Here is a 26,897-nt window from a genome sequence, read left to right on the forward strand (position 1 = left end):
CGGAGAACTTCATGAACCAAAAATATCTGCTCTATATGTACCTGCTGAAGGCGCGCACTTTCATCGCGCTGCTGATTGTGGTCGGCTTTTTCAGCGTGATGGTGCCGAACTTTCTGACGCCCTCCAACCTGCTGATTATGACTCAGCATGTGGCAATTACTGGCCTGCTGGCGATTGGTATGACGCTGGTGATCCTGACCGGCGGTATCGATCTTTCGGTGGGTGCGGTGGCGGGCATCTGCGGCATGGTGGCGGGCGCGCTGCTCACCAACGGCGTGCCGTTGTGGGGCGGGAATACGCTGTTTCTTAACGTGCCCGAAGTGATTCTGGTGGTGGCGATCTTTGGCGTGCTGGTGGGATTCATCAACGGCACGGTGATTACCCGGCTGGGCGTGGCGCCCTTTATCTGTACCCTCGGCATGATGTATGTGGCGCGCGGTGCGGCATTGCTGTTCAACGACGGCAGCACCTACGCCAATCTGGTCGGGCTGCCGGCGCTCGGCAATACCGGCTTTGCGCTGCTTGGCTCCGGCACGGTGCTGGGCGTTTACATCCCGATCTGGCTGATGATCGGTTTCCTGCTGCTCGGGCTCTACCTGACGCGCAAAACGCCGCTCGGGCGTTACATCTACGCCACCGGCGGCAATGAGTCCGCGGCCCGGCTGGCGGGCGTGCCGATTATCAAAGTCAAAGTGTTTGTCTACGCCTTTTCTGGCCTGTGTGCTGGCCTGGTCGGGCTGGTGGTGGCCTCTCAGCTACAGACGGCGCATCCGATGACCGGCAACATGTTTGAGATGGATGCGATTGGTGCCACGGTGCTGGGCGGCACCGCGCTGGCGGGCGGACGCGGACGGGTTTCCGGTTCGATTATTGGCGCCTTCGTGATTGTCTTTCTGGCTGACGGCATGGTGATGATGGGCGTCAGCGATTTCTGGCAGATGGTAATTAAAGGGCTGGTGATTGTGACCGCCGTCGTCATTGACCAGTTCCAGCAGCGTCTGCAAAGCAAAGTGGTGCTGTTACGTCGCCATGAAAAGAAGTTACAGGCGGCACCGCTCTCTGACATTCGTCACAGCTAACAGGAGTGTTTATGACCCGCGATTTTAGTGGAAAAACAGTGGTAATCACCGGTGCCTGTCGCGGCATCGGTGCCGGAATTGCAGCCCGCTTTGCCCGCGATGGTGCGAAGCTGGTGATGGTGTCCAACGCCGACCGCGTCTTCGCCACCGCTGAGCAGTTACAGCAGCAATACGGCAGTGAGATTCTGGCGCTACAGGTGGATGTCACCGATGAGGCGGCGGTGCAGCAGCTCTATCAGCAGGCTGCCGATCGCTTTGGCCAGATCGACGTGTCGATCCAGAATGCTGGCGTGATCACCATCGATCGCTTCGATACGATGCCGAAAAGTGATTTTGAGAAGGTGCTGGCGGTGAATACTACCGGCGTCTGGCTCTGCTGTCGCGAAGCGGCGAAGTATATGGTAAAGCAGCGCAGCGGCAGTCTGATCAATACCTCATCGGGACAGGGACGGCAGGGCTTCATCTACACGCCGCACTACGCCGCCAGCAAAATGGGAGTCATCGGCATTACTCAGAGCCTGGCGCTGGAACTGGCACCCTGGCACATCACGGTCAACGCTTTTTGTCCCGGCATTATTGAGAGTGAGATGTGGGATTACAACGACCGCGTCTGGGGAGAAATCCTCAGTAGCGACCAGAAAACCTACGGCAAGGGCGAGCTGATGGCGGAGTGGGTGCAAAATATTCCGCTGAAGCGCGCCGGTCAGCCTGAGGATGTCGCCGGTCTGGTGGCCTTTCTGGCGTCTGAGGATGCGCGCTACATCACCGGCCAGACGATCAATGTCGATGGCGGATTAATTTTCTCCTGAGGATGCGCATTAACTCCGGGCTTGCTGCGGCAGGCCTTTTTTTGCGTCAGATTTTTCTGGCATATGCACGATTTGTCACCTCTGTCCTGTATCGCCGTCACAATATGGTAAGGTAAAGGCACGTTATTTTTCATCCGCTGCCACTAAACCTTAATCTGAATGCCTGGTGACATGATACGAAAAACAGTGATTCTCTCTTTGTTCGCACCGGTGCTGCTGACGCTGCAGCCTGTTCGCGCGCTCCAGACCGAAACACAGGTGTCTGAGACGCCATTTGACGATCCTGCTCGCTATCGTCAGTCGCTGGACGCATTGCCGTCGCTGGGCAGCAGCGCTGAGCAGGATGAAGAGTGGAGCAAAAAACTGGCGGCGGTCGCCAAAAGTATTGGTGAAGCGAGTAACAACAGTGACAGTGACGTCTCCTTTGGACAGCAGGCTGGCGTCTGGGCCTTTAATCATCTGCGTGATGAGGTGGCCGATCGGGTCGAGAGCGAAGGGCAGTCACTGCTCTCCCCGTACGGCACCGCACAGCTCGATCTGATGGTGGACATGAACGGTAACTTTACCGGCACCGGTGGCGATCTGTTCAGTGCGCTGGCCGATGAGAACAGTATGCTCACCTTCAGCCAGCTCGGAGTACACGACACCGGCGACGGGCTGGTGGGGAATGCCGGGCTGGGGCAACGCTGGGATGCAGGCAACTGGCTGCTGGGCTACAACGGTTTTGTCGATCGCATTTTCAGCAGCGGCCTGCAGCGTGCCTCGCTGGGGACCGAGGCCTGGAGCGACAATCTGCGCCTCTCCGCCAACTACTATATGCCGCTGTCAGGCTGGAAAAATCTCGGCGATTCACAGCAGCAGCGCATGGCGCGCGGTTACGACATCACCAGCCAGAGCTATCTGCCGTTCTATCGTCAGCTTGGCGTCTCGGTGAGCTACCAGCAATATCTCGGCGAAAATGTCGATCTGTTTAACAGCGGCAACCGCTACCATAATCCCTCCGCAATGGCATTTGGCCTCTCCTATACGCCGGTGCCGCTGGTGACGCTGTCCGCGACCCATAAAACCAGCAGTGCCGGAGAAAGTCAGGATCAGCTCGGCCTGAAGCTCAATTACCGCTTCGGTGTGGCGCTGAGCCGCCAGCTGGATGCCAGTAACGTTGCTGAAGCGCACTCGCTGCGCGGCAGTCGTTACGATACTGTGACCCGCAGCGATACGCCGGTGCTCTCATTCCGCCAGCGCAAAACCCTGTCGGTGTTCCTCGCGACGCCGCCGTGGCAATTGAACGCCGGTGAAAGTCTGCCGCTGAAGCTGCAGGTGCGCGCCAGTAATCCGATTAAAGCCGTTAGCTGGCAGGGCGATACCCAGGCCCTGAGCCTGACACCACCTGCCAATAATGCCGATCCGCAGGGCTGGAGCGTCATTTTACCGCAGTGGGATGATTCGCCGGGTGCCAGCAACGAATACCGGCTGTCAGTCACGCTGGAAGACAACAAGCAACAGCGTGTGACCTCAAACTGGATCACCCTGAAAATCCAGCCGCCAATGGCGATGGACCCACCGTCACCGGATGAGCGTTACGATCTGATGGCACCAGCCGGCGTTTCGGGTGTGGCGCTGTAGCCATCGTGCTGAAGTGTAATACTGTTGCAGCTGCGTTGATGTGTCGCGTTGTAAGGTGAAATACCGCAGCGCTGCCGTCCGCGCCCTGCGCTAAGGTACCGGCTAATCTGATGGCCTGTTGTTACTTGTCCTGGCGATAACCCCATCAATATCCAGGTGAAAAGCTACAGATCTGAAGATAAACCGGCGCAGGCTCAGCCTTTAAGCGTGCCTGCTAACGGGCGTATCGGCTAATTGTACCGTGTCGGGCCAGCATCACCTTTATCCGATGCGCTTACAGCATGGTTAACCTGGCGTGAAGATGAGAGAGATATCGACATCAGTCTCGTCGTTACCTCGCCATGTTTAAGCCACCTCAGCGAGTTGCACATGAAAATACGCTTTCTTCTGCCGCTATGTTCTCTGTTAGTCGCAGGTTGTTCTTCGATAGAAAAATCAACGGACCCGGAAAGGGATTATGAGATTCTGCAAAGGAAACAACAGGCGGAAGCAGTGAAACGTTTTGAGTCGCCAACCTCCTTACCCAGAACCCGTGATCCGCTCTATCGGATGCGGCGAGGCACTCACTGATTCAGCCTAATCAGTAACCGGTTCACCCCACTGTTTTGCTCCACAATTACGCATATTTGCCGCACAGCGCTGCGACAATGTTAATGGCTGGCATCGTCGGCGAGGTCACCTCGCTGATATGGCAGGCCATATGAAGATACTTTTCTCTTTCCTGACGCCTTCCGCCGCATAACCCCTTTATAGCCACGCTTCTGTTGCACCGTCTGGTAGCCTTTTGCGCCAAAACAGGGCAACGGTTGACCTTTTTTGGACAGATAATTTATCAGCGATCACAAAAGCGATATTTCCTGCCATAAATGCATAATTCTGCTGATTAAAACCCGGCGCTGCCGCTGCGATAAGACAATTATTCACTATATATGCAAAATAAGTGAATAGTGTCAGTGGCTAAGTTATTGATAATCCGTTTGCAGGACGATTTTATGCATTAATCTCCTTGGCTGGCACGCTATCTGCACTCTACAGTAGAGCAGCTTCACAACATCCTTTAACAATTTTAAAACAAAATATTTACCCAGCCGGGTAAGCAGGAGAGTCGGTTATGTCACTGCAGGTTTCGCGTCACGATTTCGATCAATGGATGATGCCGGTGTATGCGCCCGCCACATTTGTGCCGGTTCGCGCTGAAGGGTCAACCGTCTGGGATCAGAACGGCAAGGATTACATCGATTTCGCCGGTGGCATAGCCGTCAATGCGTTAGGCCATGCGCATCCGGCATTACAGCAGGCGTTGCAGGAACAGGCCGCACGTTTATGGCATACCGGTAACGGTTATACCAATGAGCCGATTCTGCGTCTGGCTAAGCAGCTGATCGACGCCACCTTTGCGGACCGTGTGTTCTTCTGTAACTCCGGTGCTGAGGCGAACGAAGCCGCGCTGAAGCTGGCGCGTAAAGTGGCGCACGATCGCTTTGGCCCGGCTAAAAGCGGCATCGTTGCCTTTAATAATGCCTTCCACGGCCGCACGCTGTTTACCGTTTCGGCTGGCGGTCAGCCCGCCTATTCAAAAGATTTTGCGCCGTTGCCGCCAGATATCCAGCATGCGCCTTTTAACGACCTGGCCGCTGCGGCCGCCCTGATTAACGACACGACCTGTGCGGTGATCGTCGAACCGATTCAGGGCGAAGGCGGCGTGGTACCGGCCGAACCGGCCTTTCTGCGTGGCCTGCGTGAACTGTGCGATAAGCACAACGCGGTGCTGATTTTTGACGAAGTGCAAAGCGGCGTTGGCCGCACTGGTTCGCTTTACGCCTATATGCACTACGGCGTGACGCCAGACGTGCTGACCAGCGCGAAAGCGCTTGGCGGCGGCTTCCCGATTGGGGCGATGCTGACGCGTGAGGATCTCGCGCTGGTGATGGGTGTCGGCACCCACGGCACTACCTACGGCGGCAATCCGCTGGCCGGCGCGGTGGCGGGAAAAGTGATGGAGCTGATCAATCAACCGGCCCTGATGGCGGGCGTGACCGAGCGTCACCAGTGGATCGTTGCGGCACTTAATGAGATCAACCAACGGCTGCATCTGTTTAAAGAGGTGCGCGGTCTGGGTCTGCTGATTGGTGCGGTTCTGAACGACGATTTCGCCGGCAAAGCGAAGCAGATTAATCTCGCGGCGGCTGAAATGGGCGTGATGGTGCTGATTGCCGGTGCCAGTGTGGTGCGTTTCGCGCCGGCGCTCAACATCAGTGAGCAGGAAGTGAAGCTGGGCATGGCGCGCTTCGCCGAGGTGTGTGAAAGCCTGGTACGAGGGTCCGCATCATGATGGTGATCCGTCCGGTTGAACGCGACGACCTGAGCCAGCTACTGGCGCTGGCCGGTAAAACCGGCGGCGGGCTGACCTCGCTGCCGGTGGATAGCGCCACGTTGCAGGCGCGCATCGATCGATCGCTGCAAACCTGGCAGGATACGCTGCCGCGCGCCGAGCAGGGCTACGTGTTTGTGCTGGCCGACAGTGAGGACAATCGGGCCGTGGGCATTTGCGCCATTGAAGTGGCGGTCGGCCTGCAGGATCCCTGGTATAACTTCCGGGTCGGTACCCAGGTACACGCCTCCAAAGAGCTGAATGTCTATGCCGCGCTGCCTACGCTGTCGCTGAGTAACGACCACACCGGCAGCAGCGAGCTCTGTACGCTGTTTCTCGACCCGGACTACCGCGACGGCAAAAACGGCTACCTGCTGTCGAAGTCGCGCTTTCTGTTTATGGCTAACTTCCGCGAACGCTTCATGGATCGGGTGGTGGCTGAGATGCGCGGCGTCAGCGATGAGCAGGGACATTCGCCATTCTGGGAGAGCGTCGGCAGCCGGTTCTTCTCGATGGAGTTCAGCAAAGCGGACTTCCTGAGCGGCACCGGTCAGAAATCCTTTATCGCCGAGCTGATGCCAAAACATCCGCTCTATATTCACTATCTGTCGCCAGAGGCACAGGCGGTAATTGGCGAGGTACATCCCAAAACTGCGCCAGCCCGCGCCGTGCTGGAGGCGGAAGGTTTCCGCTACCTCAACTATGTCGACATCTTTGACGGCGGCCCGACGCTGGAGTGCGACATCGATCGTATCCGGGCGGTATGCAAAAGCCGCCTGCGCTGCGCTGAATCGGGCGAAAACCGCCACGATGCGCCGCTATGCCTGGTCGCTAACCACAATTATCGCCAGTTTCGCGTGGCGCTGATACCGGCCGAAGCGGATGGCGACTGCGTGCACCTGACGGATGAACAGATGCGGGCGTTGCACTGCCAGCCGGGCGATAGCCTGCGCGTCGTGCCGCTTTGCAGTGAGGAGAAAAAAGTATGACCCACCTGATTAATAGACAATGGCTGCGCGGCGAAGCAGAGGCGTTGGTCAAAACTGACCCGGTCAGTGGCGATACGCTGTGGCAGGGCGTGGCAGCTTCGCCAGCCCAGGTCAGCGCCGCCTGCGGGGCGGCACGCACGGCCTTTCCCGGCTGGGCCAGACGTCCGTTTGCCGAGCGTCAGGCGACGGTAGAAAAGTTTGCCGCACAGCTGGAAGCACACAAAGCTGAGCTGGCGGAAACCATCGCCCGCGAAACCGGCAAGCCACGCTGGGAAGCGCTGACTGAAGTCGGCGCGATGATCAATAAAATTGCCATTTCGGTGAAGGCCTGGCATAGCCGCACTGGCGAACAGGCGGACGGCGAGAGCAGCCTGCGCCATCGTCCGCATGGGGTGCTGGCGGTATTTGGTCCCTATAATTTCCCCGGCCATCTGCCGAACGGTCATATCGTTCCGGCGCTGCTGGCCGGTAACTGCGTGGTGTTCAAACCCAGTGAGTTGACGCCGCTGACGGCTGAGAAAACCGTGCAGCTCTGGCTGGCGGCTGGCCTGCCAGCCGGTGTGCTGGCGCTGCTGCAGGGCGGCCGGGAAACCGGTCAGGCGCTGGCTGCGGATAGCCAGATTGATGGCCTGCTGTTTACCGGCAGCGCGCATACCGGTTACCAGCTGCACCGCCAGTTTGCCGGACAGCCTGAAAAGATGCTGGCGCTGGAGATGGGCGGCAACAATGCGCTGATTGTTGAAGATCCGGCCGATATTGACGCCGCGGTCCACATTGCGTTGCAGTCGGCGTTCATTACCGCCGGTCAGCGCTGCACCTGCGCCCGTCGCCTGCTGGTGAAACGCGGCGCAGCGGGCGATGCGTTTTTACAGCGTCTGGTGGAGGTCGCCGGTCGTTTGCAGCCGGGCGGCTGGAACGCTGAGCCGCAGCCGTTTATGGGCAGCGTTATTTCGACCGGCGCGGCGGAAAAGATTTTCGGGGAATGGCAACAGCGGGTGACGGCGGGCGGCAAAGTGCTGCTGGCGATGCGCTGGCCGGATCGCCACAGCGCACTGCTGACGCCTGGCATCATCGATTTAACCGATGTCGCGGGCGTGGCGGATGAAGAGGTGTTTGGTCCGCTGCTGGGCGTGATTCGCTATGACGATTACGATCAGGCGATCCGGCTGGCTAATCAGACGCGCTACGGTCTGTCGTGCGGCCTGATTTCGCCCTCCCGCGCCCAGTTCGATCAGCTGCTGCTTGAGGCACGAGCGGGTATCGTAAACTGGAATAAACCGCTGACCGGTGCAGCCAGTACCGCGCCGTTTGGCGGCATTGGCGCGTCAGGCAACCATCGCGCCAGCGCCTGGTACGCCGCCGATTACTGCGCCTGGCCGATGGCCTCGCTGGAAACGGCGGATCTGACGCTGCCTGCCTCACTCTCGCCGGGACTCGATTTTTCACCTCAGGGAGCGGCGAAATGAGTGCAGTGGAAGCGAACTTTGATGGGCTGGTGGGTTTAACCCACCATTACGCCGGCTTGTCGTTTGGCAATGAGGCTTCGACCCGCAATCAGCTGCAGCCGTCGAACCCCCGGCTGGCGGCAAAGCAGGGCCTGCTGAAGATGAAAGCGCTGGCGGATATGGGCTATCTGCAAGGCGTTATTCCGCCGCATGAGCGACCCAACATCGGCGCGCTGCGCCAGTTAGGCTTCAGCGGCAGCGATGAGCAGGTGCTGGCCCACGCCGGAAAAACCGCACCAGGTTTACTTTCGGCCGCCAGCTCCGCTTCGGCGATGTGGGTGGCGAATGCCGCCACGGTCTCGCCGTCGGCTGACAGTGGCGATGGGCGGGTCCATCTGACCGTGGCTAACCTCAATAATAAATTTCATCGGGCGATGGAAGCGCCGGAGACCGCATTACTGTTGCGCGCCATCTTCCGCGATAGTCGCCACTTTAGCGTGCATGATGCCTTGCCGCAGGTGGCGATGTTTGGTGATGAGGGCGCGGCCAACCATAACCGGCTCGGCGGTGCGTATGGCGAGCCGGGCCTGCAGCTGTTTGTTTATGGTCGTGACAGCAGCCATGAAGGCAGGGCGCCGCAGCGGTATCCGGCCCGTCAGACGCGCGAAGCCAGTGAAGCGGTGGCGCGACTGCATCAGCTCCCGGCCGAACAGGTGATGTTCGCGCAGCAAAACCCGGCGGTTATCGATCAGGGTGTGTTTCATAATGACGTGATAGCCGTGAGCAATCAGCAGATGTTGTTCTGTCACCAGCAGGCGTTTGTCGACCAGCCTGCGTTACTGGCCCGGCTACAGGCGCGGGTGCCGGGATTTGTGGCACTGGAAGTGCCGGAAAGTCGGGTATCGGTCAAAGACGCGGTCAACACCTATCTGTTTAACAGCCAGCTGCTGAGCCAGCCTGACGGCAGTATGCTGCTGGTGCTGCCGGAAGAGTCGCGCCAGCATGCGGGCGTCTGGGACTATTTGTGCGAGCAGGTGGAGAGTGAGGGTGCGCTCAAGGCATTGAAGGTGTTTGATCTGCGTGAAAGCATGTATAACGGAGGCGGACCGGCCTGCCTGCGTTTGCGGGTGGTGCTGACGCCACAGGAGCAGCAGGCGGTGAATCCCGCTGTAATAATGAACGATCGGCTATTTACCCGGCTGAACCAATGGGTTGATCGCCACTATCGCGATCGCCTGACGCAGGCCGATCTGGTCGATCCGCAGTTACTGCGCGAAGGACGTGAAGCGCTGGATGAATTAACGAAGCTGCTAGACTTAGGAAATGTGTATGCATTTCAGCAGTGAAGGGCGCGGCAGCAGCGGCTGCCGCTCACTTCAGGCTCAAAGGAGGAACGATGCAGGACTTTTTACAGCAAACGCTGTCCGGCGAGGCGCCGCGTAAGCGTAGTGGTGAAACGGCGCATCTTCGCTGGCAGTGGTTGTATCACGGCATTCTGTTAATGGAACCGACGGTGCCGGTTAAGCAGGCGCTGGTATTGTCAGCCGGTATTCACGGTAACGAAACCGCGCCGGTCGAAATTCTCAATCAGGTGATTAATCCGCTGTTGCGGGGCGAGAAGCCGCTGCAGCAGCGGATGCTGGTGATCCTCGGCAATCCCTCGGCGCTACGCAGCGGCAAACGCTACGTTCGCTATGATATTAACCGGCTGTTTGGCGGACGCTGGCAGCAGATTGATGACGGTGACGAAGCCCGTCGCGTGCTGCGTCTGGAGCAGACACTGGAGACCTTCTGGCAGGTCGGCGAATGCGATGAGACACGCTGGCACCTTGATATGCACACCGCGATTCGCGGTTCTTATCATCCACGCTTCGGCGTGATGCCGCACAATGAGCGTCCGTGGCCGCCTGAGTTTCTCAAATGGCTGGCGGCTGCCGGTCTGGAGGCGCTGGTATTCCACCGTTCGCCGGGCGGTACCTTTACCCATTTCAGCTGCGAGCACTTCGGGGCGGCTAGCTGTACGCTGGAGCTGGGCAAAGCGCTGCCGTTTGGCGCGAACGATCTCACGCAGTTCAGCGCGACGCAGCAGGCGCTGGCGGCCCTGCTATACGGCGATGCGCTGCCACCGGCGACCTCCACACCGCGTCACTACCGGGTGGCGCAGCAGATTACCCGGCTGAGTGAACATTTCCAGCTCCACATGTCACCGGAAACGCTCAACTTCACCGCCTTTCCGCAGGGCGCGCTGCTGGCGGAGGATGGGGAGACCCGCTATTACGTCCAGCAGGCGCGCGAGTATGTTCTGTTTCCCAACCCCAATGTCGCTGCCGGCCTGCGCGCCGGATTGATGCTGATTGAAGAGGGCGAACAGACTCAGGCGCTGCCGATCTGACGTCGGGCAAATTCAGCGAAAACAGGCGGGAGTTTTACTTCCGCTTTCCTGCCATTACCCTTACACTCCCCGCACACCTCTCCATGATTTCTGCCAGATTCGCTTTAAATTCATAAAGTTTTGCAATTCCTCACGCCTTTCTTCGCATTCTCTTCATGATTGCCTGATTTTTGTCTTTTATGCTTTCACGGCTTTACTCAGCCTCTGAGTTGTTGACGTTCAGCATCGTATGCTTGTTTCCGAAGACGCGACAGAGTGCTGTCGTCATAATCCCGAATCAATAATAAGGACACTATTATGCGCAAACTGACTTCCCTGTTACTGGCTTCTTCACTGGCATTTGGCGCGGCCAGCGCCGTTCACGCCGCCGCTGATAACCTGACGCCACCGCCAGCTGGCAGTGAAAAAGCGATGCATAAACCGCCAATGCGTCACGGCGGCATGGAGATGATGTTTAAAGGTCTGAACCTGACTGACGCACAGAAAACCCAGATACGTGACATCATGAAAGAGAGCCGCAAAGAGATGAAACGACCGTCGCTGGAAGAGCGCCGTGCGATGCACAGCATTGTTGCCGCGGACAGCTTCGATCAGAGCAAAGCTGAAGCGCAGGCGGAAAAAATGACCGCCAATGCGAAAGATCATGCGCTGAAAATGCTGGAAACCCAGAACAAACTCTATAACGTGCTGACGCCAGAGCAGAAGAAGCAGTACAACGCCAATTTTGAAAAGCGTCTGACTGAGAAACGTCCGCACGATGACAAAATGGCACCGCCAGCCGCACCCGCTGAATAATTTTCGTTAAGCGAACGGTCTGAGACCGCCGGCCTTGTCCACTGACAGTAAGTGGGCAGCGTCGGCGGTTTTTTTTATTTACAGCGGCAGGATAGGATAATCGCCCGACAGAATCGGTCGGCAGAGGATCTTGTAACCGTCGTGATCGAAACCCCCTTTGGGACGCTGCAACGTTTTCGCTTCCTCGATATTGCTGACCGAGCCAAGGTAAAACCAGTGATCGATGACGTGGATTTGAGTCATCTGTTTGCCTTCCTCGACCAGCCCGACCGCGCCCTGCCACGGCCAGCAAAAGACCCGTACATTTTCCAGCGCTTCCAGCAACCGATCCTGATGATCGCTGACCGGCTCTTTGCCGCAGCAGGCACCGGCACAGCGGCGCAGCGCGGAACGGAAACAGCCGCGCTGAGCACTGAGCGCTTCCAGCCCGAGCAAACCGTGACAGAGCTGATACTCATCGGCCAGCTGCTTCAGCCGCTCTATCGCAGCAAAGCGGCTACGATAGAGGCCAAACAAATTGGGCGACTGGCTGAAGTCGAGATCTTTGGCGTAAACCACCTGCGGTTTACCGTCGGTAATCTGCAACGAGCAGAGCTGGCGGTTTTTACGCAGGCGCTTATTAAACAGCGGCTGCTGCGTTTTAATCATCTGCGCTTCCAGCAGCAGCGCGCCGAGATCGCCCGCGGTTGGGATCCAGCTGACGCGCCGCGACTGGCGCAGCATTTTCGCCTCGTCCGGGGTGCGGAAATGCGACATCACCCGCGAGCGCAGGTTAACGCTTTTGCCAATGTAGAGCGGCAGCGAATCACTTTCGCCGTGAAAGGTATAGACGCCGGGCTGATTGGGCAGGCCTTCCAGCCACTCACGCAGGTGTTCGGGATATTGATAAATTGCAGCCGCGTCGAATTCGAGGCGGTGCGTTGCAGCACGTCTGACCAAGATGGACTCCATTTACTGGTTGTCCATACAGCATAACAGGCAGGTGAAATGATCGCCAGCCAGCCGATCAAAGACGCCGCGTCGCCAGCCAGCAGATCAGCGAACCGAGCGTGATCATCGCCACGCCTTGCCAGAAGGCCAGCGGCGGCGTCAGGCCCAGCCACAGTGAGGCCAGCAGGGCGGAAAAAACCGGTGTGAAGTAGGAGGCGGTGGCCAGCAGTGTCAGATTGCCGTGCTGAATACCGTGATTCCAGGCGGAGTAGGCGATAGCGGTCGACGCCCCGACAAAGAATACTTCCAGCAGCGGCAGCAGCGCGAATTGCATCGGTGCCGCTGGTGCACTCAGCAAGGTTTTGACCCACAGCGCCAGCGCGGTGAGGATAAAAAATAGCGTGACACCATTCGCGCCGCGGGCATAGCGACGGGTGATATTGTTGTAGAGCGCCCAGGTTATGGCGGCGATAAACGCCAGCGTGTAAGCCGTTGGGTTACGCAACAGGTTCTGCCACATCAGGGCGGGCGAGCCGCCGCCGTTGGCCTTCATCACCCAGACAATGCCCAGCAGAGAAAGCGCCAGTCCCGGCCACAGCCACAGGCGAAAGCGCTGCTGGTTAAACGGGATCGCCAGCACCACCGTCAGGCAGGGCCAGAGATAGTTGATCATGCCCAGCTCCAGCGACTGGCTGCGATCGCTGGCCAGCCCAATCGCCAGCGCCAGACAGATTTCATAGCCGACAAACAGCGCACCGCCGATGGCTAAGTACGCGGCGGGCATCGCGCCGGGTCTGGGCAAACCGCGAGTAATGCAGAGCAGCAGGGCGGTGGTGGTATAGATCAGGGCCGCACCGCCGGTCGCGCCAAAGGCTTCACTGACGCTGCGCAGCAGGCCAACCGTGGTGCTCCAGAGCAGAATGGCGATCAGACCGATCAGGGTGGCGCGTGTCACAGTAGCAGGCATGTCGCTATCAACGGGATGAGGCAGGAGAAAGCCTCCCTTGCCGCAGCAAGGGAGGGACGGGTTTACTTCCAGAAGTCGTCGAATACGGTAATCGGTGGGCGACGTTTGTGCTCAGTTTTCTGATACCAGCCTTCAATGATTTTCGCGTTATCCGGGTCGATGGTTTTGCCTTCCAGATAGTCATCAATCATCTCGTAGGTTACGCCCAGCGCCACTTCATCCTGCAGGCCGGGACGATCGTCTTCCAGGTCAGCTGTGGGTTTCTTCAGGTAGAGATGTTCCGGGCAGCCGAGCTGCTTCAGCAGTTGCTTGCCCTGGCGTTTGTTAAGACGGAACAGCGGATTAATGTCGGTACCGCCATCACCATATTTGGTGAAGAATCCGGTGACCGCTTCAGCCGCATGGTCGGTACCCACCACCACGCCTTTGGTCATACCGGCGATACTGTACTGGGCTTTCATACGCTCACGCGCTTTTTCATTGCCGCGCACGAAGTCAGACAGTGTAATGCCGGCCGCCTGCAGCGCCCGCTCACTGGCCAGCACCGATTCTTTAATATTGACCACCAGCGAGCGATCGGGCTGGATAAATGCCAGCGCGTCCTGGCAATCCTGCTCATCGGCCTGCACGCCGTAGGGCAGGCGTACCGCGATAAACCTGTAGTCATTATCGCCGCTCTCTTCGCGCAGTTCGCCGATCGCCATCTGCGCCAGCTTGCCTGCGAGGGTCGAGTCCTGACCGCCGCTGATCCCCAGCACCAGCGTCTTAATGGCGCTGTGCCGCTTCAGATAGGCTTTAAGAAAATCGACGCTAACGCGCACTTCGTGATCGGCGTCGATAGTAGGCTTAACGCCCAGTGCTTCAATGATTTCCTGCTGCAGTGACATGAACTTCTCCTCAGGTCAGTGGCCCGTCGGCTCGATGCGAACGTTTTATTAAAGCTAACGTGCCTCAGCGAAAACAACAAGCCAAAGCGGCAGTCGATTTCAGTTAACCGTTGCGAAATCAGACAGTTTTCACCTGCGGCTGCGGTTTTTTGGCCAGCACAATGAACATCAGGATCGCCAGCATAAAGCAGCCAAAAATGGTAGCGGTCATGCTCAGCACCGAGGTGCCGCCAATGCCGGTAATCGGCACGGTGATAGCGCCCAGGGTGAACATGGTGACGCCAATCACTGCCGAGGCGCTACCGGCGCGATGGCCCTGGCTCTGCATCGCCAGTGAGGAGGCCGTCGTCGCGATCACCCCGTTACTGGCAATGGTAAAGAACAGCGCCACCAGCAGCAGCGGTAACGGCGCCTGCGTTAGCGCGGCCAGCAGCAGCAGGCTGGAGGCAACAAAGGCCAGCGTCAGTCCACCTTTCAGCACCCGATATTCTCCCCACAGCGGGCAGAGACGGGCACTGGTCTGCGAGGCGATCACCAGCCCGACACCGTTGGCGGCAAAGCAGAAGCTAAACGCCTGCGGCGAGAGTCCGTAGATTTGCTGCAGCACAAACGGTGAAGCGCCGATATAGGCAAACATCCCGGACATCATAAAGCCCTGCGTCAGACAGAAGCCCATGAAAGGACGATGAGTCACCACCTGTCCCAGCGCTGCGTAGGCGGAGAAAATGGAACCTTTACTGCGTCGCGCATCGGGCAGAGTTTCATGCAGTTTCCAGCGCGCCAGCAAAATCAGCAGCAGGGCAATGCAGCCGAGCACCACAAAAATGCCGCGCCAGTTAAGCACCGTCATCAGCACGCCGCCAAGTACCGGTGCGGCGATCGGGGCCAGGCCATTGACCAGCATCAGCAGCGCAAAGAAGCGGGTCAGTTCGTGACCGCTGTACATATCACGAGCGATGGCGCGTGATAACACTGCACCGCCCGCGCCGGCTAAGCCTTCAAACAGACGGGCCAGCAGTAGCTGATGAATATCCTGCGCCAGCGCACAGCCGATCGAGGCGATAAACAACAGCACCAGTGACAGCGCCAGCGGCCGCAGACGCCCAAATTTGTCGCTCATCGGACCAAACACCAGCTGACCGGCACCCAGGCCGAGTAATCCGGCGGTCAGGCTAAGCTGTGCCGTGGCGGTTTCGGTTTGCAGGTCACGCGCCAGCTGGGGCAGCGCGGGCAGGTAGAGATCGATACACAGCGGGCCGAGTGCGGCCAGCAGGCCCAGCGTAATGGCATAAACCAGCCGGTTGGAATGTACAGGTGTCATTTATTCTCAGTATCTGAAGCGATGGGTGAACAGCAGGCAGACAACGCCTTCACAGGCGGTCACGGATGCCGGAGCCGGTCCTGGCACTGCCGGTGATGGCAAACTGCACTCGGCAGATGGGTTGTTGCCGCGAGAGGCGCCGTTTTTTTGGCGCTGATTATACGTGCCCGTTGACAGCAAAACAGCCTTCTTTAAGAAATCCTGACGGTTGTCAGTGCATTAAAAGTTCGCCATAAACTTGATAAACCTGAATTTATGTTCCAGGCTTGTCTGCACATGGACAATAAATGAGGAACAACAAGATGAATAAAGTGATGGGATGTATCGCTGCGGCGCTGACGCTGGCTGCACTGTCTGGTTGTACGACTTACGACCGCGCTGAAAGCTACGTCACCAAGCCGGTGGTGAAAGATGTTAAAAAAGGGATGACCCGTGACCAGGTTCGTCAGATCGCTGGCGCACCGTCAACCGAGATCACCATGGTTCACGCGCGCGGCACCTGCCAGACCTACGTTCTGGGCCAGCGTGATGGCAAAGCACAGACCTACTTCGTGAGCTATAACGATACCGGTCGCGTAATGAACTACGGCTTCCAGAGCTGTGCGGAATACGATACCGATCCGCAGGTTCAGCAGTAAGTTATACGCTGTAAAGCCCCAATTGAATAATAAGCGGCCCGTCAGACGACGGGCCGTTTTTCGTTTTGGTGCGGCTTATAACCCTGCCGGGCGCGGAACCTCGACGTAGTCGCCATCGATCTGGCGCTGATAGTAGTGTCCCTGCTGGACATAGAAGCGTTTACCGTTGAAGTCCAGTACCCGCATATCGTCGCTGACGCGGCGCTCTTCAGGTGGCTCCACCACCACATACTCCTCGCCGTGGCGCTGATAGTAATTACCGTTAAGCAGGTAGTAAGTCAGGCCGCCAATCAGTACTGCCGTGGCGGCTTCAGGCAGGAAGCGCACCGGACCGGGGCCGCCCCAGTGAGGACCAGGACCGCCGTGTGGGCCCCATTCGCCGGGATGGGCAAAAGCGATAGCCGGGGTTAACAGGGTTAACGCCAGCAGTGAGGCGATAACTTTTTTCATCGGGCATTCTCCTCATAAGACTCCACGCAGAATTGGCTTTTTACCGGCTAATGACAAGCGCTAAAGCGGCGAATTTTCGCCTGTTTACCACGCTTAACGCTTTCTTAACGACGTCGCCATCAAGCGGGGTAATTATGGAGAGAGGAAGGCGGGAGAGGAGAAGAGAACCTGGCGCAGGCGCGCCAGGTTTAACCTGGATTAACGATGTGCCAGTTCGGCGTGTTCATCGCTTTCCAGCACGCGCTTATCGGTCAGACCTAACCAGCGGCTGGTCAGGGAACCGGCCGTCATTGAGCCATTGACGTTCAGCGCGGTACGGCCCATATCGATCAGCGGTTCGATGGAGATCAGCAGTGCGACCAGCGTCACTGGCAGGCCCATCGCGGGCAGCACAATCAGCGCGGCAAACGTAGCACCGCCACCGACACCGGCCACGCCGGCAGAGCTCAGCGTTACAATCCCGACCAGCGTGGCGATCCACAGCGGGTCAAACGGATTGATGCCGACGGTTGGCGCAACCATCACCGCCAGCATGGTCGGATAGAGTCCGGCACAGCCATTCTGACCAATCGTGGCACCGAAAGAGGCCGAGAAGCTGGCAATCGACTCCGGTACGCCAAGGCGACGGGTCTGCGTCTCGACGCTCAGCGGAATGCTGGCGGCGCTGGAGCGGCTGGTAAAGGCGAAGGTAATCACCGGCCACACTTTGCGGAAGAAACGCATCGGGTTAATGCCGTTCACCGACAGCAGCAGCGCGTGGACGCCAAACATAATCGCCAGGCCAAGATAAGAGGCAACCACGAAGCTTCCCAGTTTGATGATGTCCTGCAGATTCGAACCGGCCACCACTTTGGTCATCAGGGCCAGCACGCCGTAGGGGGTCAGCTTCATCACTAAACGAACCAGCTTCATCACCCACGACTGCAGCGTGTCGATCGCGACCAGCACACGCTGACCTTTGACTTCATCATCTTTCAGCAGTTGCAGCGCGGCCACACCGAGGAAGGCCGCGAAGATGACGACGCTGATGATCGACGTCGGGTTAGCGCCGGTGAGATCGGCAAACGGATTTTTCGGAATAAAGGAGAGCACCAGCTGCGGCACGCTCAGGTCAGCGACCTTACCGACGTAGTTGCTCTGAATGGCGCTCAGACGCGCCGTTTCCTGCACGCCCTGCACCAGACCTTCAGCGCTCAGACCAAACAGGCCGGTGACAAATACGCCGACCAGCGCGGAGATAGCGGTGGTGAACAGCAGCACGCCGATGGTCAGTACGCTGATTTTACCCAGCGAGGAGGCGTTATGCAGCCGGGCAACCGCACTCAGAATTGAAACAAACACCAGCGGCATCACCACCATCTGCAGCAGCTGAACATAGCCATTACCGACGATGTTAAACCAGCTGATGGAAGTTTTAACCACCGCGCTGTTTTCACCGTAAATCAGCTGCAGCACCAGGCCAAACAGCACGCCGATCACCAGACCGGTCAGCACTTTCTTTGACAGGCTCCAGTTGTTGCGGCTAAAGCGCGAGAGCAACACCAGCAGCACCACAAAGGCGACGAGGTTAAGCGTTAAGGGAAGGTCCATACTGAAACTCCAGAGTAATGCGGCTTTCCGCGTCGGGAAAACCGCATAATGTTAATCACGAATTAAGACTGCGGGAATGTTAGCAGCAGGAGAGGGTGCAGACCTTATATCCAAATGGAATGCTTTATAACTTATTGCCTGAATTTGTTGGTTTAATGCGCAGTCTGGCTGGAAATGAGCCGGCCAACACCGTTTTGCAGGGTATCGAACAGCTGAGCCGGCCAGCCGTTTGCACCAAACGAAGGCATACCCACCGGGAACCACAGCGCATAGCCGACCAGTCCGAGGCATAGCGCTCGCTCAAGCTGGTTACCTTTCTGACTTTTCAGAATAGGGAGACGGAAGCGCCAGCGGCAGGGCCACAATAATGGGACGCCCGCCGGCGTCAGCATATCGGCGACAATATGACTGAGATAACCCAGCGTCAGCCCCTGTAACACATCGGCCGGAATCGGGGACTCTTTGGGCAGATTGATCTGGAACAGCCACAGCCCGGCGGCGACCGCCAGCAAACTGTGGGTAAAGCCGCGATGACCAAAGGCGCGCGCAATCGGATGAGAGAGCCAGCGCAGCCGCTGTCCCAGCACCGACTTCGGGTGATCGATGTCGGGTAACAGGCAGGTCAGCAAGGCTGATGGAACGAGATGCCACCAGTCTGCCTGCGCCAGCACTGGCGTAAGTTCAGCACGTTTGGCAAATATGGCGCTCGCAATGGCGAAAATGATATGGCCCTCGGCCGTCATGATGGAACCTGGCTGCAAAGAAAACTGTCGATGCATCCAGTATAGGGATTTATCCAGTGAATGAGAACATGTGACGCTGTAACGAAGCGTTAATAATTACGCATTAAAGGCGGACAAGCATCGCGCATTGCCCGCCAGATTGATCAGCGTGCCAGCCAGCCGCCATCTACCGCCAGCGTATAGCCATTAACATAGTCAGACGCGGCGGACGCGAGGAACACCACCGGCCCCATCATGTCATCCGGCACGCCCCAGCGACCTGCCGGAATACGGCCAAGTATCTCTTCGCTGCGTGCCTCGTCGCTGCGTAACTGTTCGGTGTTATTGGTCGCCATGTAGCCGGGCGCAATGGCGTTAACGTTAATGCCATGCTTCGCCCACTCGTTGGCCATCAGACGGGTCAGCCCCATCACGGCACTTTTTGACGCGGTGTAAGACGGAACGCGAATCCCGCCCTGGAAGGAGAGCATCGACGCGATGTTAATGATCTTGCCGCCGTTACCCTGGGCAATAAACTGCCGGGCAACCTGCTGTGACAGAAAGAACAGACTTTTGCTGTTGAGATTCATCACATCATCCCAGTCCTGTTCGCTGAAATTGAGTGCATCCTCGCGTCGGATAATCCCGGCGTTATTCACCAGAATGTCGATTTTACCGGCTGCGGCCAGCGCCTGCTCAACCACTGAGCCGACCACCTCCGTTTTCATCAGATCCGCCTGTATCGGCCAGAAACGGCGGCCCAGCGCTTCTACTTTGCTTTGGGTCTCGTCCGGACCGTCGCGGTTAACGCCGACAATGTCGCATCCCGCCTGCGCCAGGCCCAGCGCCATACCTTGTCCTAAACCGGTGTTACAGCCGGTCACCAGCGCCACTTTACCTTCCAGGCTAAACGCATTCAGTACCATGATATTTCTCCTCTGCTCAGCGCAGTTCGCTGATTTTGACGTGGTCCATGTCATCAAAGACCTGATTTTCGCCCACCATGCCCCAGATAAAGGTGTAGCGCTGCGTACCAACACCCGCATGGATTGACCAGCTGGGCGAGATCACCGCCTGCTCGTTATGCACCAGCAGATGACGGGTTTGCTGCGGCTCGCCCATCATGTGGAATACCGCGCTCTCCTCGCTCATGTCGAAATAGAAATAAACCTCCATGCGGCGTTCATGGGTGTGACACGGCATGGTGTTCCACAGGCTGCCTTCCTCCAGTTTGGTTAAGCCCATAGTGAGCTGACAGGTGGGAAGGACATCCGGCACGATAAATTTATTGATGGTGCGGCGGTTAGAGGTGGCGGGATCGCCGAGCGTGGCGGTAGCCGCTTCCTGTAAGGTGATTTTTTTATCCGGGAAGGTCGCGTGTGCCGGGGCGCTGTTGTAGTAGAACTTCGCTGGCTGCGCCGGGTTCAGGCTGCTGAATACTAAATTACGCGCGCCTTTGCCGACATAGAGCGCCTCTTCATGGCCGATTTCCCAGCGCTTGCCATCCACTTCCACCAGGCCTGGCCCGCCAATGTTGATCATGCCCAGTTCGCGGCGCTCAAGGAAATAGCTGACCCCCAGCTGTTTGCCCATCTCATCGCCAATGGTGACCGGGTTATTCACCGGCATCACGCCACCGATAATGATGCGATCGATATGGCTGTAGGTCAGGGTGTAGTTATCGGCAGTAAAAATCTTCTCAATCAGAAACTGGCGACGCAGCGCGTCAGTGTCCAGCTGTCTGGCGTGATCACTGTGAATGCTTTGACGAACGTCCATCTCAGGCCTCTCTGCAGATCAGGTTAAGCATGCCCCGGAACAGGGACTGTTCGGGCATCTTAGGCAGAGTGGGATATGAATTCAATAAAAATGAAACGTTGTTTTATTTATTTGCGGAGTAGATCAATAGCCGGTGATGGCGTTGAAACTGCCCGCCTGATGGCGGGCAGTGATTAGCCTTGTAAATCAGCCAGCGTGAGACGGGTCAGATCGTCCAGTCTGACATCGGCTAGCGACCAGCGCGGATCGTTACGATGCTCCGCGGCAGGCACCACAATTGAACGCATCCGTGCTGCCTTGGTGGCAATCATGCCATTGAAGGAGTCCTCCAGCGTGACGCAGTTCAGCGGATCGATCGCCAGACTGCTGGCCGCGTTGAGATAGACCTGAGGATGCGGTTTGCTGTAGGGCAGCGCTTCCGCCGAGGAGAGCACGTCGAAATAGTGGCGCAAATTAAATATCTCCAGTACCCGTTCCAGCATCGCCAGCGGTGAGGCAGAGGCGAGACCGATTTTCAGGTTGTGCTCCCGGCAGAGTTGCAGCGCGCGCTCAACGCCGGGCAGCAACGGACGCGTCTCTTCGACCAGCGCCATCGCCCGGGCAATGATCCGTTGCGTCACCTCCTGCTGGCTGGGTCCGTGCCACGGCAGGGTTTCGTACCACATGCGCACCGTCTGATCGATGCGTAAGCCCAGAGTGTCAGGCATTTCGCTGCGACGAGAGAGGTCGACATCCAGCGTGGAAAAAATATCCATTTCAGCCTGGTCCCACAGCGGCTCTGAATCAATCAGTAATCCATCCATGTCAAACAGCGCGGCGAGAACGGGGCGGTGATAGGGCATCTGAGGTCTCCTTATACAGTTTGGTCTACCTTAGCATGTTCAGCCGGTCCCGGGTCGACGGGCAGCGCGTCACGCTTTATTTGGGAAATTTCGCCATTGGCAGGTAGACTTACAGCAAATTGGATTCCGGGTTCAGGAGATATCATGACCTATCAACAGGCTGGCCGCATCGCCATCCTCAAGCGTGTGGCTGGCTGGGTGATTTTTTTACTGGCGCTACTCTCAACCATTATTTCTGTGCTGAGCTTTATGTTTAAGCACAGTGAGAAGCAGCCTGGCATTGATGCCGTAATGCTCGATTTTGTTCATGTGATGATCGATATGATCCGGTTTAACACCCCGTTCCTTAACTTCTTTTGGCATAATTCGCCGGTGCCGGAGTTTAACGGCCAGATGAACCCAGGCTTCTGGCTGATCTACATTCTGATTTTTGTCGGGCTGGCGCTGGAGTCGTCAGGGGCGCGGATGGGCCGTCAGGCGCGTCACGTCAAAGAAGGCATTGAGGATCAGATGATTCTGGAGCAGGTTAAGGGCAGTGAAGGGCGCACGCGTCAGCAGCTGGAAGAGAAGGTGCGGGTGCCGCGCCACACCATTTTCCTGCAAATTTTCCCGCTTTACGTGCTGCCGATAGTGATTGCCGTCGCTGGCTACTTCGTGCTGTCGCTGCTCGGCTTTATCTGAGCCGGTCAGGCCGGTCTGGCCTGACGAGCCGCCAGCGCATCTTCATCCAGCAGCTGACCAATGGCGAACTGGGCGTCGCCCAGCCAGTGGCCGCCAAACACGTTGGCCCGGTTTAGCAGATAATAAAGCTGGTATACCGGCTGCCGCTGCGAAAAGCCATCCGGCAGCGGCCAGACGGTGTGATACCCCTCGAAGATCTGGCGTGGCAGATCCGGGAACCAGTTTAGCATCGCTAAATCGCATTCCCGGTCGCCCCAGTAACAGGCGGGATCGAAAATCCACGGTCCCGCTGCGCTGCCTGCGCAGTTAGCGGGCCAGAGATCGCCATGCAACAGGGAAGGCTGGGGATGATGTGATGCCAGCACCCGCTGCACACAGGCAATAATCAGCTCGGTGTCGCCATACTGAATGCCTTTTTCCGCCGCCAGCTGCAGTTGCCAGCCGATGCGTTGTTCCGCAAAGAAAACCGACCAGCGTCGTAGCCAGCTATTGGGTTGCGGGGTGGTGGTGATATTGTTGTCGAAGTCGAGCCCGAACTGGGTTTGCTCACTCCACTGATGCAGATGCGCCAGCTGCTGTCCCAGCTGAAAGGCACTCTGCTGATCAAGCGGCTGCGGCTCGATATATTCCAGTAGCAAAAAGCTCTCTTCGCGATGATGCCCGACACCGTACACTTTCGGCACGGTGACGGTCTGGGTGCGCGCCAGCAGGGCGAGCTGATCGGCTTCCCAGGTAAACAGCGACAGCATCTCGCGACTGTTGCATTTCACAAAGACGTCATGATCACCGTAGCGGATACGCCAGGCGGGATGGACATCGCCACCGGGCAGGGCGTGGCGTTGAGTGATTTCGGCGTTGCCTAACTGCTCGCTTAACAGACGACTAATGGCTGACCACATCGGGCTATCCTCGTTATTCGCTGCGTAAGTTCGATTGTAGCGCGTAAATCTTCACCAAAACCAGCGCTGACGCACCCTTTATTCTGCAGGTGAAGCGGCAGGGCGATGATCGGCTGCGTCGCGCAGGTACTGCTCAAAGGGAGTCACGGTCACCTCTGGCTTTTGTCCCAGCGCGCTTTCACCCGCTGACGTCACCTGCTCTCTGAGATCCTCCTCATCCAGCGTAGTGACAATGCCAAAACTGTTGGTTCCCAGCTCATGCGGGTGTCCATCGTCATCTGTCAGGGTGGTGGTAAATCCGGCGGCGGTCATGGCGCCGGTCAGCTCAAGAATGTCACTCAAGCCAGACTCCTGATAGCGCAACGTCACAATATAACGGCTTAAAGAATGGTTGCTCATCATTCACCTCAGGGTAGAGAAACTGAACTGAGCGTAGACCATGCTGAAAAAATGAGCGAATTATGAAGGGGATAATGAAAGCTCAACCACGGTTGAAAAGTAAAATTCTGTCAACCGCAGCCGGTAACGATCTGAAAAATCTTGTCGCGCAGCGGCTGTATTTTCGATTGCGCACCACTATAATGCGCCGCGTTAATCAGATGAGTCCCAATTAACATGCGGTTTCAGAGCAATACCACGCATTTCGAGCGAGTTAATAATATTTTACAAAACTTACCGTAAATTGCGTTGATTGCCGGGCAAAACGCTTCAGACTCTCCGTTTTTTAAACTGTCGCACGGATCACATTTAATGAAAGCCTTTAACAAGCTGTCTGCTGTACTTTTGCTCTCCGCCGGAGCGTTTTGCCACCAGGCACTGGCCGATAATGCCGTATTCACTTCCATGGATGACCCTTCCACGGCGAAAAAACCGTTCGAAGGTTCTGCTGCTGCGGGTTACCTGGCGCAAACCGGTAACACCACCAGTTCATCCATGACTGCTCAGACCAACATGACCTGGTATCAGTCATCGATGGCATACAGTTTGTGGGGCAACGCCGCCAACACCTCTTCAAATGATGAGCGCTCGTCCGAGACCTACAATATCGGCGGCCGTTCACGTTATAACCTCAACGCCTATGACTACCTGTTCGGTCAGGCTAGCTGGTTAAGCGATCGCTTCAACGGCTACGATTCCCGCGACGTGCTGACCGCCGGTTATGGTCGTCAGATCCTGAACGGTCCGGTGCATTCACTGCGCGCGGAATTTGGTCCGGGCGTACGCTACGATGACTTCCATGATGGCGGCCACGAAACGAAAGCGCTGGGCTACGGTGCTATCAGCTACCAGTGGCAGCTGACCGATACCACCAAATTCGTGCAGGGCGTTTCCGTGCTGAGCAGCTTTGGCGAAGACACCACCGTCAACTCAGAAACCGGCCTGCAGGTGGCAATCAACAGCCACTTCGCGCTGAAGCTGGCTTACAACGTCACCTGGAACAACAATCCGCCAGAATCTGCGCCGGATCGTACCGATACCAAAACCTCTATCATGCTCTCATACGCGATGTAAGCGGCTTTTCCATCGCAGCAGCTGCGGCGGCCTGACAAAGTGTCAGGCCGCTTTTTTTTGATCTCTCCGAGGCTTAGCGAAAACGGCATGGGTTTTTCTCGCCGGGGAAAACTGCTATCATCTGTTCCGCACTGCAATCCTGGCGACATTCCGACACTGTGGGTCAGACATTACGCCAGGTCATTAAATTTACACGACGTTGCATGTAGGCTTTCGTGTGGCTTACCACTGCAATTAAGGATATGAAATGCCTGTAATTACGCTTCCTGATGGCAGCCAGCGAGTTTTTGATCGCCCTGTCAGCGTTATGGATATCGCGCTGGACATCGGCCCGGGATTAGCAAAAGCCTGCATCGCAGGTCGCGTCAATGGTGAACTGGTTGATGCTGTCGATCCCATCACTGAAGATGCTGCCGTTGCGATCATCACGGCCAAAGATGAAGCGGGCCTGGAGATTATTCGTCACTCCTGCGCGCACCTGTTAGGGCATGCGATTAAGCAGCTGTGGCCGGACACTAAAATGGCGATCGGCCCGGTGATTGATAACGGCTTCTATTATGATGTTGATATCGATCGCACCCTGACCCAGGAAGATATCGACCTGCTGGAAAAACGCATGCACCAGTTGGCTGAAACCAACTATGACGTCGTTAAGAAAAAAGTCAGCTGGCAGGAAGCGCGCGATGTCTTCGCCGCGCGTGGTGAAGTCTACAAGACCACCATCCTGGATGAAAATATCAGTCATGATGATCAGCCTGGCTTGTATCATCACGAAGAATATGTCGACATGTGCCGCGGTCCGCACGTGCCGAACATGCGTTTCTGTCATCATTTTAAGCTGCAGAAAATCTCCGGCGCCTACTGGCGTGGCGACAGCAACAATAAAATGCTGCAGCGTATTTATGGCACCGCATGGGCAGACAAGAAACAACTGGCAGCCTATCTGCAGCGCCTGGAAGAGGCGGCGAAGCGCGACCATCGTAAGATTGGTAAGCAGCTTGACCTCTACCACATGCAGGAAGAAGCGCCAGGCATGGTCTTCTGGCATAATGACGGCTGGACCATTTTCCGCGAGCTGGAAGTGTTTGTCCGCAGCAAGCTGAAAGAGTATCAGTACCAGGAAGTCAAAGGTCCATTTATGATGGATCGCGTGTTGTGGGAAAAAACCGGACACTGGGAAAACTACAAAGAAGCGATGTTCACTACCTCTTCAGAGAACCGTGAATATTGCATCAAGCCGATGAACTGCCCAGGCCATGTACAGATCTTTAATCAGGGTCTGAAATCATACCGTGACCTGCCGCTGCGTATGGCCGAGTTTGGTAGTTGTCACCGTAACGAGCCATCAGGTGCCTTGCACGGTCTGATGCGCGTTCGTGGCTTTACCCAGGATGACGCACACGTCTTCTGTACTGAAGAGCAGGTACGTGACGAAGTGAACAGCTGTATCCGCATGGTCTATGACATGTACAGCACCTTCGGCTTTGAAAAGATTGTGGTGAAGTTATCTACCCGTCCTGAGAAGCGTATCGGCACGGATGAGATGTGGGATCGTGCCGAGGAAGATCTGGCGGCCGCGCTGAACGAAAACAATATTGAGTTTGAGTTCCAGCCAGGCGAAGGTGCGTTCTACGGTCCTAAAATTGAGTTCACATTGTACGATTGTCTTGATCGCGCCTGGCAGTGCGGAACCGTTCAGCTAGACTTTTCCCTGCCAAAACGCCTTGAGGCAACCTACGTGGGTGAAAACAACGATCGTCAGACGCCAGTGATGATTCACCGTGCGATTCTGGGGTCAATGGAGCGTTTCATCGGTATTCTTACCGAAGAATTCGCCGGTTTTTTCCCAACCTGGCTGGCACCGCTGCAAGTCGTGGTAATGAATATTACCGATGGACAAGCAGAATATGTTGAGTCTTTGACGCGTAAGCTGCAGAATGCTGGCATTCGTGTGAAGGCAGACTTGAGAAATGAGAAGATAGGCTTTAAAATCCGCGAGCACACATTACGTCGCGTCCCTTATATGCTGGTCTGTGGTGATAAAGAGGTGGAATCTGGCAAAGTTGCCGTTCGCACCCGCCGTGGTAAAGACCTTGGGTCGCTGGATGTCGATGTGTTTGTTGAGAAACTTCAACAAGAGATTCGCAGCCGAAATCTTCACCAATTGGAGGAATAA

General features: G+C 56.9%; 25 protein-coding genes. 13 read left to right on the top strand and 12 right to left on the bottom strand.

Annotation, left to right across the window (positions count from 1 at the left end):
- The first annotated feature begins 11 nt into the window (after positions 1 to 11).
- The 9 genes from ACX3P5_RS07530 to spy all read left to right on the top strand — a co-directional run bounded on the left by ACX3P5_RS07530 (position 12) and on the right by spy (position 11,503).
- The gene (locus ACX3P5_RS07530; RefSeq protein ID WP_233984507.1) at positions 12 to 1,079 is read left to right on the top strand and encodes an ABC transporter permease; all 1,068 of its coding nucleotides are present in this window, start codon (positions 12 to 14) and stop codon (positions 1,077 to 1,079) included.
- A gap of 11 nt (positions 1,080 to 1,090) precedes the next feature.
- Positions 1,091 to 1,888 carry an SDR family oxidoreductase gene (locus ACX3P5_RS07535; protein WP_233984506.1) on the top strand — a complete coding sequence of 266 codons (798 nt, stop codon included), beginning with the start codon at positions 1,091 to 1,093 and terminating at the stop codon, positions 1,886 to 1,888.
- A gap of 171 nt (positions 1,889 to 2,059) precedes the next feature.
- Positions 2,060 to 3,511 carry a YchO/YchP family invasin gene (locus ACX3P5_RS07540; RefSeq protein WP_233984505.1) on the top strand — a complete coding sequence of 484 codons (1,452 nt, stop codon included), beginning with the start codon at positions 2,060 to 2,062 and terminating at the stop codon, positions 3,509 to 3,511.
- 1,111 nt (positions 3,512 to 4,622) lie between these two features.
- The gene (locus ACX3P5_RS07545; protein ID WP_233984504.1) at positions 4,623 to 5,843 is read left to right on the top strand and encodes an aspartate aminotransferase family protein; all 1,221 of its coding nucleotides are present in this window, start codon (positions 4,623 to 4,625) and stop codon (positions 5,841 to 5,843) included.
- Positions 5,840 to 6,871, top strand: a complete 1,032-nt coding sequence (astA, locus tag ACX3P5_RS07550) for an arginine N-succinyltransferase (RefSeq protein ID WP_458968503.1) — start codon at positions 5,840 to 5,842, stop codon at positions 6,869 to 6,871. Before ACX3P5_RS07545 ends, astA begins: the two co-directional genes overlap by 4 nt.
- On the top strand, positions 6,868 to 8,337 hold the full coding sequence (gene astD / locus ACX3P5_RS07555; protein WP_458968504.1) for a succinylglutamate-semialdehyde dehydrogenase: 1,470 nt from the start codon (positions 6,868 to 6,870) through the stop codon (positions 8,335 to 8,337). The genes astA and astD overlap by 4 nt, the downstream gene beginning before the upstream one ends.
- Positions 8,334 to 9,662, top strand: coding sequence for an N-succinylarginine dihydrolase (gene astB / locus ACX3P5_RS07560; protein WP_458968505.1), 1,329 nt, complete (start codon positions 8,334 to 8,336; stop codon positions 9,660 to 9,662). Before astD ends, astB begins: the two co-directional genes overlap by 4 nt.
- A gap of 50 nt (positions 9,663 to 9,712) precedes the next feature.
- Positions 9,713 to 10,708: a succinylglutamate desuccinylase gene (astE, locus tag ACX3P5_RS07565; protein ID WP_233984500.1), complete on the top strand. Its 996-nt coding sequence runs from the start codon at positions 9,713 to 9,715 to the stop codon at positions 10,706 to 10,708.
- Between the two features lie 297 nt (positions 10,709 to 11,005).
- Positions 11,006 to 11,503, top strand: coding sequence for an ATP-independent periplasmic protein-refolding chaperone Spy (gene spy / locus ACX3P5_RS07570; RefSeq protein WP_233984499.1), 498 nt, complete (start codon positions 11,006 to 11,008; stop codon positions 11,501 to 11,503).
- Between the two features lie 78 nt (positions 11,504 to 11,581).
- Here spy and cho read toward each other — a convergent pair whose 3' ends face one another.
- The 4 genes from cho to ACX3P5_RS07590 all read right to left on the bottom strand — a co-directional run bounded on the left by cho (position 11,582) and on the right by ACX3P5_RS07590 (position 15,608).
- Positions 11,582 to 12,442: an excinuclease Cho gene (cho, locus tag ACX3P5_RS07575; protein WP_233984498.1), complete on the bottom strand. Its 861-nt coding sequence runs from the start codon at positions 12,440 to 12,442 to the stop codon at positions 11,582 to 11,584.
- A 67-nt stretch (positions 12,443 to 12,509) separates the two neighbouring features.
- A complete protein-coding gene (gene yddG / locus ACX3P5_RS07580; RefSeq protein WP_336755087.1) occupies positions 12,510 to 13,400 on the bottom strand; it encodes an aromatic amino acid DMT transporter YddG in 891 nt (296 codons plus the stop codon).
- Between the two features lie 62 nt (positions 13,401 to 13,462).
- Positions 13,463 to 14,287, bottom strand: a complete 825-nt coding sequence (gene nadE / locus ACX3P5_RS07585) for an ammonia-dependent NAD(+) synthetase (RefSeq protein ID WP_458968506.1) — start codon at positions 14,285 to 14,287, stop codon at positions 13,463 to 13,465.
- A gap of 118 nt (positions 14,288 to 14,405) precedes the next feature.
- Positions 14,406 to 15,608 (bottom strand): multidrug effflux MFS transporter, encoded by a 1,203-nt coding sequence (locus tag ACX3P5_RS07590; protein ID WP_233984495.1) that lies wholly within the window; start codon positions 15,606 to 15,608, stop codon positions 14,406 to 14,408.
- Between the two features lie 302 nt (positions 15,609 to 15,910).
- Here ACX3P5_RS07590 and osmE point away from each other — a divergent pair, with 302 nt between their 5' ends.
- Positions 15,911 to 16,246, top strand: coding sequence for an osmotically-inducible lipoprotein OsmE (osmE, locus tag ACX3P5_RS07595; protein WP_003848350.1), 336 nt, complete (start codon positions 15,911 to 15,913; stop codon positions 16,244 to 16,246).
- 75 nt (positions 16,247 to 16,321) lie between these two features.
- Here osmE and ACX3P5_RS07600 read toward each other — a convergent pair whose 3' ends face one another.
- The 6 genes from ACX3P5_RS07600 to hxpB form a co-directional block, all read right to left on the bottom strand.
- Positions 16,322 to 16,696 (bottom strand): DUF6515 family protein, encoded by a 375-nt coding sequence (locus ACX3P5_RS07600; RefSeq protein WP_458968507.1) that lies wholly within the window; start codon positions 16,694 to 16,696, stop codon positions 16,322 to 16,324.
- Positions 16,697 to 16,894: 198 nt separating this feature from the next.
- On the bottom strand, positions 16,895 to 18,286 hold the full coding sequence (locus ACX3P5_RS07605) for an L-cystine transporter (RefSeq protein WP_233984493.1): 1,392 nt from the start codon (positions 18,284 to 18,286) through the stop codon (positions 16,895 to 16,897).
- 152 nt (positions 18,287 to 18,438) lie between these two features.
- Positions 18,439 to 19,029, bottom strand: coding sequence for a metal-dependent hydrolase (locus tag ACX3P5_RS07610; RefSeq protein ID WP_233984492.1), 591 nt, complete (start codon positions 19,027 to 19,029; stop codon positions 18,439 to 18,441).
- Between the two features lie 143 nt (positions 19,030 to 19,172).
- The gene (gene kduD / locus ACX3P5_RS07615) at positions 19,173 to 19,934 is read right to left on the bottom strand and encodes a 2-dehydro-3-deoxy-D-gluconate 5-dehydrogenase KduD (RefSeq protein ID WP_233984491.1); all 762 of its coding nucleotides are present in this window, start codon (positions 19,932 to 19,934) and stop codon (positions 19,173 to 19,175) included.
- A 16-nt stretch (positions 19,935 to 19,950) separates the two neighbouring features.
- Positions 19,951 to 20,787 carry a 5-dehydro-4-deoxy-D-glucuronate isomerase gene (gene kduI, locus ACX3P5_RS07620; RefSeq protein ID WP_233984490.1) on the bottom strand — a complete coding sequence of 279 codons (837 nt, stop codon included), beginning with the start codon at positions 20,785 to 20,787 and terminating at the stop codon, positions 19,951 to 19,953.
- A gap of 173 nt (positions 20,788 to 20,960) precedes the next feature.
- On the bottom strand, positions 20,961 to 21,629 hold the full coding sequence (gene hxpB, locus ACX3P5_RS07625; RefSeq protein WP_336755091.1) for a hexitol phosphatase HxpB: 669 nt from the start codon (positions 21,627 to 21,629) through the stop codon (positions 20,961 to 20,963).
- A gap of 144 nt (positions 21,630 to 21,773) precedes the next feature.
- On the opposite strand from hxpB, the gene ACX3P5_RS07630 reads away from it, so the two are divergent.
- Positions 21,774 to 22,310: a YniB family protein gene (locus ACX3P5_RS07630; protein ID WP_233984488.1), complete on the top strand. Its 537-nt coding sequence runs from the start codon at positions 21,774 to 21,776 to the stop codon at positions 22,308 to 22,310.
- A gap of 5 nt (positions 22,311 to 22,315) precedes the next feature.
- On the opposite strand, the gene ACX3P5_RS07635 is transcribed toward ACX3P5_RS07630, so the two are convergent.
- On the bottom strand, positions 22,316 to 23,209 hold the full coding sequence (locus ACX3P5_RS07635) for a fructosamine kinase family protein (protein ID WP_233984487.1): 894 nt from the start codon (positions 23,207 to 23,209) through the stop codon (positions 22,316 to 22,318).
- 78 nt (positions 23,210 to 23,287) lie between these two features.
- On the bottom strand, positions 23,288 to 23,608 hold the full coding sequence (ghoS, locus tag ACX3P5_RS07640) for a type V toxin-antitoxin system endoribonuclease antitoxin GhoS (protein ID WP_233988189.1): 321 nt from the start codon (positions 23,606 to 23,608) through the stop codon (positions 23,288 to 23,290).
- A 351-nt stretch (positions 23,609 to 23,959) separates the two neighbouring features.
- Here ghoS and ACX3P5_RS07645 point away from each other — a divergent pair, with 351 nt between their 5' ends.
- Positions 23,960 to 24,721 (top strand): DUF481 domain-containing protein, encoded by a 762-nt coding sequence (locus tag ACX3P5_RS07645; protein ID WP_233984486.1) that lies wholly within the window; start codon positions 23,960 to 23,962, stop codon positions 24,719 to 24,721.
- A 247-nt stretch (positions 24,722 to 24,968) separates the two neighbouring features.
- A complete protein-coding gene (thrS, locus tag ACX3P5_RS07650) occupies positions 24,969 to 26,897 on the top strand; it encodes a threonine--tRNA ligase (protein ID WP_233984485.1) in 1,929 nt (642 codons plus the stop codon).

The sequence above is a fragment of the Pantoea sp. S-LA4 genome (genome assembly GCF_054482835.1).

What these genes read in the sequence shown, in the direction of transcription:
- ACX3P5_RS07530 (WP_233984507.1), top strand. Translation starts at nt 12, where the DNA reads ATGAACCAAAAATATCTGCTCTATATGTACCTGCTGAAGGCGCGCACT.
- ACX3P5_RS07535 (WP_233984506.1), top strand. Translation starts at nt 1,091, where the DNA reads ATGACCCGCGATTTTAGTGGAAAAACAGTGGTAATCACCGGTGCCTGT.
- ACX3P5_RS07540 (WP_233984505.1), top strand. Translation starts at nt 2,060, where the DNA reads ATGATACGAAAAACAGTGATTCTCTCTTTGTTCGCACCGGTGCTGCTG.
- ACX3P5_RS07545 (WP_233984504.1), top strand. Translation starts at nt 4,623, where the DNA reads ATGTCACTGCAGGTTTCGCGTCACGATTTCGATCAATGGATGATGCCG.
- astA (WP_458968503.1), top strand. Translation starts at nt 5,840, where the DNA reads ATGATGGTGATCCGTCCGGTTGAACGCGACGACCTGAGCCAGCTACTG.
- astD (WP_458968504.1), top strand. Translation starts at nt 6,868, where the DNA reads ATGACCCACCTGATTAATAGACAATGGCTGCGCGGCGAAGCAGAGGCG.
- astB (WP_458968505.1), top strand. Translation starts at nt 8,334, where the DNA reads ATGAGTGCAGTGGAAGCGAACTTTGATGGGCTGGTGGGTTTAACCCAC.
- astE (WP_233984500.1), top strand. Translation starts at nt 9,713, where the DNA reads ATGCAGGACTTTTTACAGCAAACGCTGTCCGGCGAGGCGCCGCGTAAG.
- spy (WP_233984499.1), top strand. Translation starts at nt 11,006, where the DNA reads ATGCGCAAACTGACTTCCCTGTTACTGGCTTCTTCACTGGCATTTGGC.
- yddG (WP_336755087.1), bottom strand. Translation starts at nt 13,400, where the DNA reads ATGCCTGCTACTGTGACACGCGCCACCCTGATCGGTCTGATCGCCATT.
- nadE (WP_458968506.1), bottom strand. Translation starts at nt 14,287, where the DNA reads ATGTCACTGCAGCAGGAAATCATTGAAGCACTGGGCGTTAAGCCTACT.
- ACX3P5_RS07590 (WP_233984495.1), bottom strand. Translation starts at nt 15,608, where the DNA reads ATGACACCTGTACATTCCAACCGGCTGGTTTATGCCATTACGCTGGGC.
- osmE (WP_003848350.1), top strand. Translation starts at nt 15,911, where the DNA reads ATGAATAAAGTGATGGGATGTATCGCTGCGGCGCTGACGCTGGCTGCA.
- ACX3P5_RS07600 (WP_458968507.1), bottom strand. Translation starts at nt 16,696, where the DNA reads ATGAAAAAAGTTATCGCCTCACTGCTGGCGTTAACCCTGTTAACCCCG.
- ACX3P5_RS07605 (WP_233984493.1), bottom strand. Translation starts at nt 18,286, where the DNA reads ATGGACCTTCCCTTAACGCTTAACCTCGTCGCCTTTGTGGTGCTGCTG.
- ACX3P5_RS07610 (WP_233984492.1), bottom strand. Translation starts at nt 19,029, where the DNA reads ATGACGGCCGAGGGCCATATCATTTTCGCCATTGCGAGCGCCATATTT.
- kduD (WP_233984491.1), bottom strand. Translation starts at nt 19,934, where the DNA reads ATGGTACTGAATGCGTTTAGCCTGGAAGGTAAAGTGGCGCTGGTGACC.
- kduI (WP_233984490.1), bottom strand. Translation starts at nt 20,787, where the DNA reads ATGGACGTTCGTCAAAGCATTCACAGTGATCACGCCAGACAGCTGGAC.
- hxpB (WP_336755091.1), bottom strand. Translation starts at nt 21,629, where the DNA reads ATGCCCTATCACCGCCCCGTTCTCGCCGCGCTGTTTGACATGGATGGA.
- ACX3P5_RS07630 (WP_233984488.1), top strand. Translation starts at nt 21,774, where the DNA reads ATGACCTATCAACAGGCTGGCCGCATCGCCATCCTCAAGCGTGTGGCT.
- ACX3P5_RS07635 (WP_233984487.1), bottom strand. Translation starts at nt 23,209, where the DNA reads ATGTGGTCAGCCATTAGTCGTCTGTTAAGCGAGCAGTTAGGCAACGCC.
- ghoS (WP_233988189.1), bottom strand. Translation starts at nt 23,608, where the DNA reads ATGAGCAACCATTCTTTAAGCCGTTATATTGTGACGTTGCGCTATCAG.
- ACX3P5_RS07645 (WP_233984486.1), top strand. Translation starts at nt 23,960, where the DNA reads ATGAAAGCCTTTAACAAGCTGTCTGCTGTACTTTTGCTCTCCGCCGGA.
- thrS (WP_233984485.1), top strand. Translation starts at nt 24,969, where the DNA reads ATGCCTGTAATTACGCTTCCTGATGGCAGCCAGCGAGTTTTTGATCGC.